The following is a 13341-nucleotide window of genomic DNA, read 5'->3' on the forward strand; positions in this document are numbered from 1 at the left end:
TTTAATTCGGACAGCCCCTGCTGTATATTCCATGATATAAAGGCTATCTAACCAGCACAACCCATCTAGCCTTTGCTCTGTTCAATTTTTTCAGCCAACTCATTAAGATAAGTCCAGCGGTCCATTAAACGTTCCAACTCCGCTTCACTGGCTTGCAAAGCGTTCATCAATTCCTGTAGACGTGACGCATCACTTGCAGCGGTCTCCATATCGGATTGAATTTGTACCATCTTAGCCTCAGCAGCCTCAATCAACTCATCAATCTGTTCAAACTCCCGCTGCTCGTTGTAACTGAACTTGAGCTTCTCCCGCGGCGTTTCTTTGGCTGTTATTGCAGAGGCTGGATTCGTCTGACCCTTGCTTCCTGCTCCGGACGAAGGATCACTCTTTCGGGAGGATGACGACGATCCACTGGCGTTACGGGACATCCACTCGGCATACTCGCTGTAAGAGCCCACATGAACGCGAACCTGCCCCTCTCCTTCAAATGCCATAATCTTGTCTACGGTCCGGTCAAGAAAGAATCTGTCATGGGATACAACGATAACTACTCCTGGAAAATCATCGAGATACTGTTCCAACACGGACAAGGTTTGGATATCCAGATCATTAGTCGGTTCATCCAGTAGCAGCACATTCGGTGCGCTCATCAGCACCCGCAGCAAATACAGCCTCCGCTTCTCCCCACCGGACAGCTTAGCGATAGGCGTCCACTGCATTGCCGGCAGAAACAAAAACCGTTCCAGCATCTGCGCTGCTGTGATGGAAGCACCTTCGGCCGTCCGCACCACTTCCGCTTCTTCCTTAATATATTCAATAACACGCAGGCTACCATCCATCTCTTGATGTTCCTGTGTGAAATAACCAAGTTTAACCGTCGGGCCCGTAATAACCTCCCCGCCATCAGCCTGCAGACTGCCCGAAATGAGGTTCAGCAACGTAGACTTCCCGCTCCCATTGGGCCCCACAATACCAATCCGATCTTCAGGAACTGCAATATAGGAAAGGTTCTCAATAAGAACTTTGTCACCTACACGCTTAGTGAGATGCTCAATCTCTAAAATTTTACGCCCAAGCCGCGTGGAAGCCACAGAAACATCAATTTCTCCGGTCGAATGAATAAGTTCCTGCTCCTTCAAGCTTTCAAAACGATCGATTCTTGCCTTCTGCTTGGTCGTCCGGGCTTTGGCCCCTCTCCGCATCCAGGCAAGTTCATTTCGGAACAGGTTTTGCCGTTTCTGTTCTGCAGCAGCTTCCCGCTCCTCTCGATCGGCCTTTAACTCCAGAAATTTGCTGTAGTTCGCTTCATAACGGAACAGACGCCCATGATCCAATTCCAGCATAACGTTGGCTACGCGGTCAAGAAAATAACGATCATGGGTAATCATGAGCAGCGCGCCGCGCCGTTTTTGTAAATATTGCTCCAGCCAAGCCACCGATTCATTATCAATATGGTTAGTCGGCTCGTCCAGAATAAGCAAATCGGATGGTTGGATCAAAGCAGCAGCAAGCGCCACTCGTTTCCGCTGCCCACCGGATAGCGTACCCATTTTGGCATCGTAATGGCGAACGCCCAGCTTGGATAGAATCGTCTTGGCGTCACTCTCCAGCTGCCATGCTTGCAAGGCGTCCATACTCTGGTTCAGCTTCAGCAGTTTCTCCTGCAGCTCCGTGTGATCGGGATTGATCTCCAGCAGCTCCATCGTTTCCGTGTAATCACGAACGAGCTTCATCTCTGGAAGATCACCTGCGAACACCTGCTGCAGCACGGTATTGTCCGGATCAAAATCCGGATTTTGGGCCATATACTGAATCTTGATCCGATTGCCTACAGCAATTTTCCCGGAATCGGCCGGCTCTAGGCCAGCTATAATCCGCAGGAACGTAGATTTCCCTGTTCCGTTCACTCCAATAACACCGATTTTATCTTGATCCTCCATCCCGAAGGAGGCATTCTGAAACAATATTTTATCACCATAGCTTTTGGTCAGTTGTTCAACAGTCATGATATTCATCGATTTATTCCCTACTTATTATGAATTTACTTCATCATATCATGGCAGAGGTCTGCTGTCGAAACACGCTGCTCTTACAAGAATGCTGCTGCCACCCAAGCGGCAAATCCCCCAATGAGCGAGCTGATCAGGTTCACTGCGTCGTTTGTCATCCAGTCCCATCCGCCGGAACGCTCCGTAGGCTGACCGCAATGCCGATGAACCTCGACATCCTTGCCGCAAGTGGTACAGCGGTACATTTTCTGTACGGTTGCGCCCATCCATGAATCAGTAAAAGCTCCTACTAATCCGCCGATAAGACCAGCTATTGCATATGTAATCAGATCTGGCACTAAACCAGACCATACACCGAACAGCCATGCTCCCGCTCCTATTATGGCTCCCCCAAGGGCAGCGGCCGTTGAACCGAGCCATGAGACACCACCGGACGTTCCAGGCGGCAGAGATTTGCCGTTCAGGATCGATCTCGGCGGTCTGCGGCTCAAACTCCCGATTTCTGTAGCCCATGTATCAGCTGTCACCGCAGCCATTACCCCTATAAACAAAAGCTTCCACGCTTCATGAGGATACATAAAGTGAAGGAGACACAGGACCATGCCGATGCCTCCGTTGGCAAATACCTGTCCCGCATCACGCTTGCCGGTCTTGGCATAAGACTTCTCTAAATCTTGCTTGCTTCCTTGACGATATTTCGATAGCAGTGTAGACGTCATGAAAAAAAGAAGCAGGGTTCCGAACCAAAACAGGTTCCCTGCTCCATAATAAACCGTGCCCATCATAACGGCTGCTGCCGCTCCTGATAATGACAACGATTTTTTCAAGTATGCTGCACCTGCTACTATCAGTGCACCCATGGCACCAATCAGCCAGTTCAATGCTTAACCCCCTTACATTTTTGCGAAATCTCTATTCAATCTCGCAGCGTCCAAGACGCACTTCGCCCCAGATCAGCTCAAACACATCTCCGCTTTCCGCAAGTCCCACTCCGGCAGGTGTCCCTGTAAAGATCAAATCTCCTTTACCAAGTCCGTAATGATGCCCAATGTAATCAATAATGTTCTGAAGAGAGAAGATCATATCTCCTGCATTTCCACGCTGAACCTCTTCTCCGTTCTTCAAGACCGTAAATTCTGTTTGTAGTAATTGATCATTTCCCGGGAAAGTAATATACGGGGTCAGAGGTGCCGAATTCTTAAATCCTTTAGCCGCTGTCCAAGGTTGTCCCTTTTCTTTAATGACGGACTGCACGTCTCTCAGCGTAAAATCGATACCAAGTGCCATTACCTCAACCAACTCGTCCACCTTCATGCCAGGGGTATAATCCTTAGCTACCTGAATAACAAGCTCTCCTTCAAAATGGACAATCCCGCGTCCTTGCGGCATCGTCAGGCGGCTACCGTCCAGCGGAACAACCGCATGAGATGGCTTTAGAAATATCATAGGCTCATCCGGTACCGCATTACCTAATTCTGCAGCGTGAAGCCGGTAATTACGGCCGACGCAATAGACGTTGTTTACTAAAGCACACATTCTAAAACCACCCTCTCCATTTTCTGCGCCAAAACGGAATCCGCGGTGCAATCTTATTCAAAAAAAGTTGACCCCACGTGTCAGGCCGATTGGTACATATCATAATTTCAGGGCTCATCTTGGCCAAGGAGGCCATACTACGTTTATCGTCCACAGTCCAAGCCATCGGCGTAATTCCGTTTCTGATCAATTCATCAGCAAAAGCCGCGTCCAGATGAGAGTAACCTATGGACAGAAAAGAACAGCCTATTTTTTTCAGTCGAGACAACAGATCACGTGGGTGTGCATCAATGATGAGACCAACCTGTACTTCAGGGTCTATTTCCTTAGCTCGAAGAAGCGACTTCGGTTCAAAGGATGTCAGAACGATTTCCGATATCATTCCATGGGCATGAATCCGATCCAGTACAGCTTCTTCCAGCCCGGGATACATATCCCCGCTGGTCTTCAGCTCAATATTCAGCTTTAATCGGCCTTTGACAAGCTGTAACACTTCGTCCAGTGAAGGGACTTGTTCACCTTGAAACTCCCGTCCTTTCCAAACACCAGCATCCATCCGGCGTATTTCCTGCCAAGTAAGATCCTTTACCTTACCCTTGCCGCTTGTCGTCCGGTCAACGCTGTAATCATGAATAACAATAGGAACGCCGTCACGCGTCAGCTGCACATCAATTTCCATCCAGTTTACAAAAGGCTCATTCATCGCCATTTTAATGGCTGCATTCGTATTTTCAGGCGCTTTGGCTGAAAATCCACGGTGAGCCACGCATAAATTGTTCATGGCAAGACCTCCTATGTGTCTCTTTATGGTGCGTGTCGAGTCTGCAACGTACCTTGCTGCTTTCCAGCACCCAGACACCGCCGCTTAAGCGATTCTACATTTAATTACGAAGATGTTCAGAAGGAATTCGTCCTCATTAACTGTTTTGCCCAAATATTTATACGGATAATATTTGCCATTGGCTTCAAAAACTCATCAAACTTGTCTGGAAAATGATGTATCCCCGGCAAAAGGAACTTCAGATTCTCAGTCTTCTAAAAACGAATACTGTTTATCGGCATAAGCATAGGCCCCGGGGCGAATACTTGATTCACTTCTGGAAAGTCTGGCATGGCCGGATCATAGAATGAGAGTTCTGTCCCGGTCTGCTCCTCCTCCTTGAATACAAAATAATAAGTAAACACAGCAGTGATCACAACAATGAGGACTAAATTAATAACAGTCCAGACCCGCAACTGGTGGTTCTTTCGGGCCTGCTGCTTGGCTTTTTTTATCTCTGTACGTGATGGGTACATAATTCACCCCTTTTTCTCTCTATGCGGCTTTCCATGAACTCCCTTCATTATACCAAGATCTGTAGAAAAAATAGAACCCCCCGGCTTGCCGGAGGGTAGCTTATCTTTATGTTAATAACCAGATTAGAGCTTGGCTCCAGTTATCTTGGGGTGTATACGGATTTTATTGGCCGATCCCCTGTTTCCAGCTTGTAATAACACAGTCGCTTAATGTTTCCATATAAAGAGGGTCGCTGTTTAAGGAATCGATACGTTCAAGACGCATATCCATTTCTTTCGCAATAGCTTTTGCTTCGATGTCCAGATCGTACAGTACCTCCAGATGGTCGGACACAAAGCCGATGGGAGCGACAAGCACATCCTCCACCTGCTCTCGTTTAAGATCCTGCAGCGTCTCCAAAATATCTGGACCGAGCCACGGTTCATGTGTACGGCCAGCACTCTGCCAAGTGAACTGCCACTGTCCAACCTTAGCTTGTTCGGCAACGGCCTTTGACGTTTCTAACAGTTGATCCTGATATGGGTCACCCATAGACAAGATCCGTTCCGGCAAGCTGTGCGCACTGAACAATACACGTACACTTTCACGAAAAGCGCCGGCTTCCTCGAACAGATCGAGTTTGGCGCTTACCCGCTTTGCAAGGGCCTCAATCAGTAGAGGATGCATATGATAGCTTTCAACAAAGGAAATCTGAAGCCCGGCTTCCTCTGCTTTAGCCTGTGCACGCTTCACATAAGTACCGACACTCATCACAGAATAGTGAGGAGCAAGAACGATACCGATTGCCTGCTTAATGCCGTCTTTCACCATTTGCTCCACTCCGTCTTCAATAAACGGAGCCGCATGCTTCAACCCTTGATAGCATACAAACTCTATATTCTGTGCGCGTTCATCGCGGTTAAGTGTATCCTGAAGCGTCCGAACCTGCCGGTCCGTATTTTCACGCAGCGGAAATACGCCGCCCACGATAGCCTCATACCGGTCTGTTAGTTCTTTCAACTGCTCATCGGAAGGTTTGTTGCCGCGGCGGATATGCGTGTAATAAGCCTCTATTCCTTCCATACTTTCCGGTGTTCCATAGGACATAACCAATACGCCAATTTTGTTACTCATCCAATTCACCTCTGGGCTATTTAGAGTATTCTATCTATTCATTTACCCGTATTATGGACTATTGACGGGCGCCTACTTTAATTGCTTCTGCAGAATATTCGTGGATATATGCTGTCAATTCGCGAAGCTTTTCCAGAGATGCCTCAGGGAACAGCCCGTGACCCAGATTGAAGATATATCCCGGTTCAAGGATGCCCTGATCGACAATATCCTTAGCATACTGTTTGATGACTTCCATAGGAGCGGTCAATACGGTTGGATCCAAATTTCCCTGCACCGCGAATTGTCCATTTAAGCGCTTCCGTCCTTCAGTAATCGATACTCTCCAATCCAGACCAATGACTTCCGCTTTTAGTCCGGATAAGGTTGGAAGCAGTTCTCCCGAGCTGACACCAGGGAAATATATTTTCGGTACATTCAAATCTTCAAGTTCGGCAAAAATACGGGTAACGGTTGGAAGTACGTACGTCTGGAAGTCACGTGGAGATAGAGCGCCTACCCAGCTGTCGAACAGCTGAAACGCCTTGCCTCCGTTAGCAACATGAGCCCGCAAGTAAGCAATGACCATATCACCTAACTTGTCCATCAGAGAAAACCATACCTTCGGCTCACTGTACATCATCTCTTTGGTGCGTATGTAATTTTTGGATGGACGACCTTCAATTAGATAGCTGGCAATGGTAAATGGGGCACCGGCGAATGTAATCAGCGGAACTTTCAGCTCTTTATCAAGGATGCGAATCGTTTCCAGCACATGGCCAAGATCACCCTCTACATCAATTGGCTTAAGCTTTTCCACATCAGCGGCACTCCGGATCGGATTATCGATGACGGGCCCGATATCTTTCACAATATCAAAGTCCACACCGATCGATGCCACTGGGTTCATAATATCCGAATAAAGAATAGCAGCATCCACACCGAGCTTACGAACCGGCATTAGCGTCACCTCTGCGGCCAGCTCAGGCTGCTTGCAAATTTCGAGGAGTGAATACTTTTCCTTAATCTTGCGATATTCCGGATCGTAGCGGCCTGCCTGCCGCATATACCATACGGGAATATGATCTACTTCCTGCTTCCGGCAGGCTCGAATAAACTGATCATTGTAAGTCATGATTAGGCCCCCATTAATGTAATAAAAAGTTTCCTAAATTACATTATGCCCTTTTTAAAAGTAAGTAACAACCATCACTCCGAATCTCATATGAACATCAGATGACAATACTATGACATTGTTGCCATCAGGAAAATACAAAATATGTTATACTAATAAGATGGCATTTTTTCTGAGAGTTAAATGACCCGGTTATTCCGGATTGGACAGCTTAGAAAGGAAGTGAAGAGCACATTGAAAACTTGGAAAGTGAACCTCATTGTGCTTTGGTTCGGACAGTTTCTCGTCAATGCGGGAATGACTATGATCACTCCATTCCTGACGTTATATCTAGCACAAGACTTGAATGTCGTTGGGGAGCGTGAAATTGGAGTATGGGCTGGTCTAATATTTGCTGCCAACTTCTTGACCTCATTTATATTCCAGCCTATCTGGGGAAAAGTTGCGGATAAGTATGGCCGTAAACTAATGCTGCTCCGTTCAGGCTTTGGTATGGCACTCGTCATTGCGTGTATGGGGTTTGCAACTCACCCATGGCATCTCCTCGTGCTGCGCCTGCTAAACGGTACCATCTCCGGATTCAATCCGGCAGCAATTTCTCTCGTATCCGGCACCACACCGAAGAACCGAATGGGCTTTGCGATGGGCATTATGCAATCCGGTCAGGTGGCTGGTACAATTCTCGGCCCGTTAATCGGTGGATTAATGGCGAATTGGATTGGATTTCGTCCGATATTTTACATTACAGGCGTTCTCATCTTCGCAGCCTCCATGCTCGCATTGTTTCTCGTTAAGGAGAACTTTAACCGTGAAGAGGCGCTGGCGACTCCGCAGGTCTCGGTTATTGCCGGTTTGAAAGAGCTCAGCCATACACCGCAGTTACCTGCACTGTTTGCCGTTACATTTCTGCTACAGTTCGCGATGATTAGCCCGATGTCCTTGCTGCCGCTATATGTACAGAAGCTGCATGGCTCATCCGTAGACATTGCGCTGTGGGCCGGTTTCGTCATTGCGGTGACCGGATTATCCAATATGATCGCCTCCCCGATACTCGGCAGATTAAGTGACAAGGTCGGAGCTAACCGAATCTTGACCTACGCCTTGATCGGAACCGGGCTTACACTGATACCGCAAGCGTTCGTACAATCCGTATGGCAGCTGATTATCGTGCGTTTTATGATGGGTGTGTTTATGGGTGGTCTGCTTCCGAGCGTGAATGCGCTCATCCGATCGTACACTCCGGACGGCATGGAGAGCCGGGCATTTGGCTTCAACACCAGTGCACTCGCCCTCGGCAACATGCTCGGAGCCATCATCGGTGGGTTTTTATCCGGGTTTATCGGTATTGAAGGACTGTTCCTCATATCGGGAAGTCTGCTCATCATTAATATGCTCTGGGTCAGACTGAAGCTGTACGCTAACAAACCGGCGCCCCATTTCAGGTGATCCCTAATGCTAAAAACCCAGAATACAAAGGAGCTGTCCCAAAAGATCTTTAGATCTCGCGGGACAGCTCCTTTTTTTTGCGTGAAAGACGCTCCGTGTACGAATCGTTCCTCCCATCGCTGTTGCCCCCAAATTTCTTGGAATCCTTCTAGCTAAGGAAGAAATTCGGGGGCAAAGGCGACCGCTCTCGCTTGTCCGGAATCGTTTCGTCCTCTCCACTGTTTCGTGCAGATGCAAACGTTCAATTAAAACACAAAAAGAAACCGCCCTCTGGTAAAATGGAAGTACCATCAACCATCTCAAAGGAGCGATTTCTTTGTACATTCAATATACTATGGACCAACGCTAGAAACAGCGAGCCCGGTAGCTGCTACAAAGCGAAGAAGGGTATCGCTTGGCGGTTCATATAGGTTGTGAATACAATAATATTATCATAAAATTGGTAATAATGTGAGTTGGTGGCTGAATCTGTACAGAGAACATCGTCAGAATCAAAGCCATCATCCACTTAGCAACAATCTTACGAAAAAGCTTTACTTTTTCTTCTTATTCACCTGAACAACCGTGCCGTCGGCAATGACATTAGCAGGCTGATTTTTGTTATACAGCCAATAGGATGGTGTATCGGTTATATGTTGAATTCGTAAGCGAAACTCCTTTTTCGGCAGCTGATTGGATTGGATAATTAGCATATTACCGTCAACGGTTATGTGTTCGGGTGCGATTGGAATCTCGCCTGCCTCCGTCATGATGATTAAACTGCCGGGAAGCTTAGCAGAAGACTCGTCAATCCTTTTCTGAAAGGAAATGATCACGTGATCGTGATGCGGACGAGCGATCGCGACCGGCTTAGGTGCTTCTTCATACATATATTTTCCAAGATGATATTCATACGCAGTCCAAGTTTGAAAACCCATGTTCAACGCCACTTGACCTAACGAATTATACCACTCACGATCTTTAACCATCCAGAGCCCTGAGCCAATGTCGGCTTGAACGCCGAGCGGGATATCCGGATGAACGGCACGAATTTGATCAACAAAATTTTGATATTGGTTAATATACGTCGGCGGCAACGCTTCTTGTGATTTCATCCAGTCCGGCCAATGGGTCTGCAAGAAGTGAACATCAGGACGGACAGTTGAGATCATTTCTGCTGCATCGAGACCTTGAATTTCCCGCAACTTATCAACGGAGTCGTCTCCTGCATCTATAGCAAGCGACCAAGTAGCAACGCGTATATCCTTCCTGGTGTCCCGGACACCACCCTTGCCGTTAATCAGTTCATTAAGAAAACCATTCACCGTATCTACTCTAAACTCAATCCATTTCCCATAAAGCTCTCTGTTCGTCAAATAATAATCAGGATGACTTGAATCTGTAAAATTCGGAATGGAGGAAAGACCATACTGCTGTTGAAATGCCGCTCTAGCTAGCGGTCCGACGTCACCGTAAACCCCTCGATTGATACCATCCCATTCCGGGAAATAAGGCTCCGCAACTTCAATACCATCAAAAGGAATATTTCTTACGAGATCAGCAAGCTTATTTTTCTTCCATTCCACATAGCTCGCACTGTGAGGTGAGAAGCGGTAGTAACCGTCATTGACGGGAGTCAACAACTCCATCTGCCAGGTCGGCCAATCCGAAGGGAAGCCTTCAACGGAGTATGAGCCGTTACCTAAGACAAGTGCCCAGACGGATAATCCCCGACTTTTAAGCGTCTCTACAAGTTCACGGTTAACGTTGTTCTCATTCACGACAAAATACCGCACGGTAGTGAACCCATTTTGTAAAAACTCATCGGCTATACTTTCTGCTGAGCGATTTTGATAATATGAGAAACTGGGATCGAACTGAATCGTAGGACCATACAGCTCTGCTGCCTTATGTTTGCCTTGAATTGAATTATCGGCGTGTGCATCCCTTATAGGAAGCAACGTAAAAAGGAAGCAAATGACTAGCAAGCATATTCCTAACTCGCGAGTGAAGCGGAACTTACGAGAGTTGTTGTACACTAGTAATCCCCCTTTTCATATCAGCATGGTTTAATTGAAAACCTTCACAAGTCCCTGGGGTAGTTCTATCCATTGATAAGGACAGGCAGCCGCTTTCAAGCCGTACTCTATAATCGTAATAATGGATATCGTTTGGGTACTAGGCACATTGATGTGCCCGGTATTAAAAAAGGCTACTAGATCTTGAATAAACAATTTGAAAAAATCCGATTCCGGTTTCAATATTTTACAGCTGCCAGATTGATAATTTACCGCCATGGTGAAAGGACAATCTTCACCAAGATGATGAATGATCGCCTGTCTGCCATCGGTGAATTCGATGAGCAATGCCGGAGTCGTGTCTGTTCCGATATACATGACTCGTTTCGCATCTGGCCCCAGCATAGAAACGATGGGTTCAATTTGATGTATGGAGTAGTTCTCAAAGGCTCCAGGTCCCCAACTGGAAATGACTTTCATACCGCTCCGCTCAACATTGACATACTCCGCTGCGAACCGTAAGGCTGATGATGAATACAGCGGTGTACAGTGCTGTGCTGCAAGCTCAAACAAGCGGATCGCCGCCTTCCGGTCGGGGGCAAAAGTCTTATCCATGTAAGTCGGTTTTCCCGATTGCAGCGGCAGCTGAGCGAGTGCTTCATGCTGCTCCGGGTGATCAGGAGACAGTACGATCAAATAATCACTCTCGTTCACAACTTCTTCAATGGTATTCATCAACTTGACGTTATTCCTTCTGCACCACTCTGCATTACTTAACCCATTCTCTGCATCCTTCACGCCGTAAGCGTATGCGACCTGCATTTCCCCACCAGATTCGCCCTGGATCAATTCCGGATACTTATTCGCATGCCATTCGTCCAAATAATAATCGATAAATCCAATCTTTTTCATTACATCACTCCTTGCTTTATGAACGAGACTTCTTCACCTTGCTCGGAGGAACGATAAATTGCCTGGATAATCTTCGATGTTAAAATAACGGTATCGATATGCGACGGTAACTTCTCCCCCGACTTTATACAGGCGAGGAATCCGTCAATCTCGTTCTGAAAGTGATTAGTCTGTGTAAATTTAGGCGTACTATCCAGCAATGCGCCATGTTTTGCGCTATAAATAGTAAATTCAGCCCCATATTGTAGCCGGATTCCCGCTTTATCACCCAGGAAGTCGATGTACATTTCTTCAACTCCAATATTTTGTGCCCAAGCCCCGTTTACCGTTATAGAAGGCCCAGCAGTTCGAATCAATGCGGTTACGTAATCATCAACATCATAAGTACCTGTATAATCCGGTGGCCCCGCCCACATGTTGAGATATGTGTAATTTTCTATATCCTTACCCAATTTGGAGTAGGTCTGTCCTGAAACTGTTGTGGGATCCGGATCACCTGCGCAATACATCACGAGATCAAGGAAGTGAACCCCCCAGTCAATGAGTGCTCCTCCTCCCGCGACTGCTTTCGTAGTAAAGTCCCCACCTAGCCCCGGAATAGAGCGATGGGCGCGAAAGCTTACATATACATGATACAACTCTCCCAGTTCCCCATTTTCGATCATCTTTTTAATGATATTAACGCCAGTATTAAAACGGTTTACGACGCCAATATTCAAAATTTTCCCGGTTGCGTGTTGGACTTTCTGCATCTCAAGAGCTTCCTCATACGTTCTGGCAGCCGGCTTTTCACACAGTACATGCTTCCCTGCCCGCAAACAATCGATAGCGATCGAAGCATGGCAATTGTTCGGGGTACATATGGAAACTGCATCAACATCAAGGTCATCCAAAATCAAGCGGTAATCTTCAATTGCTACACCACAGCCATATTGATCTACCGCCTTCTCTGCCCGATCCTTACGTATATCGCAAAAATACTTGATCTCAGCATCTAGATTGGCAAGATAGGCTGGAATATGAGCATTGTTAGCAATGGTGCCGCATCCTATGATCGCTATTATCGTCTTACTCATCAATGTGTCCCTCCAATTATTTGAATCCGGTTAACGCTGATCCGGATTTCATGAAATATTTTTGTCCGAAGAAATAGATTAGGATCATAGGTATCGCCATGATTGTAGACGCAGCCATAAGTTTCTCCCACTGAGCCCCGTGATCCTGCTGGAAACTTTGCAGACCGACAGTTATCGTCCATTTCACAGAATCGTTCAAATAAATAAGCGGTCCCATGAAATCCACGTAAGACCATACGAAAGAAAACAGTACAACGGTTGCCAGTGCCGGTTTCAGAATCGGCAAAATTATTTTCAGATAAATCCGAATCTCAGAAGCCCCGTCAATCTTTGCAGCCTCTGACAGTTCCATCGGTACTCCCAGCAAAAATTGACGAAGCAGGAAGATGAAGAACGGTGCTCCAAAAAAGGCTCCGATGGTAAGCGGCATAATCGTGTTGACCCAACCCAGTTTCGTAAAGATGATGTATTGCGGAATCATTTGCACTTGAGCTGGCAAAATCATGGTTGCTACAACGATGGTAAATATAATTTTCCGACCTTTCCATGGTATTCTGGATATCGAATAAGCCACTAGCGGTGCTGCAAACAACTGACCGATAATATTAATGATGCAGATCAGAAATGTGTTCATCATATATCGTGTGAAAGGAATTGCCTCAAAGGCTGCTTTATAATTGGACCACTGAAATGTCTCCGGCAAAATACTCGGTGGAAACTTAAGTATCTCTTCCGGCGTCTTAAGCGAGGTCATAACCAACCACACGAATGGAAACAGAAAGATGACGGAGAATAGAATAAGCACACAATGCGGTAAAATAACTCGCAACCTGATAGCCAT

General features: G+C 46.8%; 12 protein-coding genes. 1 reads left to right on the top strand and 11 read right to left on the bottom strand.

Annotated features, from left to right (window positions below):
• Positions 1 to 65 precede the first annotated feature (65 nt).
• The 7 genes from MNQ98_RS21770 to hemE all read right to left on the bottom strand — a co-directional run bounded on the left by MNQ98_RS21770 (position 66) and on the right by hemE (position 7069).
• Positions 66 to 2015, bottom strand: a complete 1950-nt coding sequence (locus MNQ98_RS21770) for an ABC-F family ATP-binding cassette domain-containing protein (RefSeq protein ID WP_208918470.1) — start codon at positions 2013 to 2015, stop codon at positions 66 to 68.
• Between the two features lie 74 nt (positions 2016 to 2089).
• Positions 2090 to 2890: a DUF92 domain-containing protein gene (locus MNQ98_RS21775; RefSeq protein ID WP_241930115.1), complete on the bottom strand. Its 801-nt coding sequence runs from the start codon at positions 2888 to 2890 to the stop codon at positions 2090 to 2092.
• A gap of 31 nt (positions 2891 to 2921) precedes the next feature.
• The gene (locus MNQ98_RS21780) at positions 2922 to 3545 is read right to left on the bottom strand and encodes a fumarylacetoacetate hydrolase family protein (RefSeq protein ID WP_241930116.1); all 624 of its coding nucleotides are present in this window, start codon (positions 3543 to 3545) and stop codon (positions 2922 to 2924) included.
• Between the two features lies 1 nt (position 3546).
• Positions 3547 to 4326 carry a glycerophosphodiester phosphodiesterase gene (locus MNQ98_RS21785; RefSeq protein ID WP_241930117.1) on the bottom strand — a complete coding sequence of 260 codons (780 nt, stop codon included), beginning with the start codon at positions 4324 to 4326 and terminating at the stop codon, positions 3547 to 3549.
• A gap of 254 nt (positions 4327 to 4580) precedes the next feature.
• Positions 4581 to 4841 (bottom strand): hypothetical protein, encoded by a 261-nt coding sequence (locus MNQ98_RS21790; protein WP_241930118.1) that lies wholly within the window; start codon positions 4839 to 4841, stop codon positions 4581 to 4583.
• Positions 4842 to 5004: 163 nt separating this feature from the next.
• Complete coding sequence (hemH, locus tag MNQ98_RS21795; protein WP_241930119.1) at positions 5005 to 5955, bottom strand: ferrochelatase; 951 nt, start codon at positions 5953 to 5955, stop codon at positions 5005 to 5007.
• A 58-nt stretch (positions 5956 to 6013) separates the two neighbouring features.
• On the bottom strand, positions 6014 to 7069 hold the full coding sequence (hemE, locus tag MNQ98_RS21800) for a uroporphyrinogen decarboxylase (protein WP_241930120.1): 1056 nt from the start codon (positions 7067 to 7069) through the stop codon (positions 6014 to 6016).
• Between the two features lie 183 nt (positions 7070 to 7252).
• Between hemE and MNQ98_RS21805 the strand changes: the two genes are divergently transcribed.
• Complete coding sequence (locus MNQ98_RS21805) at positions 7253 to 8515, top strand: MFS transporter (RefSeq protein ID WP_241930121.1); 1263 nt, start codon at positions 7253 to 7255, stop codon at positions 8513 to 8515.
• 533 nt (positions 8516 to 9048) lie between these two features.
• Here the strand turns inward: MNQ98_RS21805 and MNQ98_RS21810 are convergent.
• Genes MNQ98_RS21810 through MNQ98_RS21825 form a run of 4 tightly spaced genes read right to left on the bottom strand, consistent with a single transcriptional unit; the run spans position 9049 to position 13341 of the window.
• Positions 9049 to 10533, bottom strand: a complete 1485-nt coding sequence (locus tag MNQ98_RS21810) for an N-acyl-D-glucosamine 2-epimerase (RefSeq protein ID WP_481856658.1) — start codon at positions 10531 to 10533, stop codon at positions 9049 to 9051.
• Between the two features lie 30 nt (positions 10534 to 10563).
• A complete protein-coding gene (locus MNQ98_RS21815; RefSeq protein ID WP_241930122.1) occupies positions 10564 to 11424 on the bottom strand; it encodes a Gfo/Idh/MocA family oxidoreductase in 861 nt (286 codons plus the stop codon).
• On the bottom strand, positions 11424 to 12500 hold the full coding sequence (locus tag MNQ98_RS21820) for a Gfo/Idh/MocA family protein (RefSeq protein ID WP_241930123.1): 1077 nt from the start codon (positions 12498 to 12500) through the stop codon (positions 11424 to 11426). Before MNQ98_RS21820 ends, MNQ98_RS21815 begins: the two co-directional genes overlap by 1 nt.
• A 16-nt stretch (positions 12501 to 12516) precedes the next feature.
• Positions 12517 to 13341: a carbohydrate ABC transporter permease gene (locus tag MNQ98_RS21825; RefSeq protein WP_241930124.1), complete on the bottom strand. Its 825-nt coding sequence runs from the start codon at positions 13339 to 13341 to the stop codon at positions 12517 to 12519.

This window comes from Paenibacillus sp. N3/727, assembly GCF_022637315.1.
Classification (GTDB): Bacteria; Bacillota; Bacilli; order Paenibacillales; family Paenibacillaceae; genus Paenibacillus_AQ; species Paenibacillus_AQ uliginis.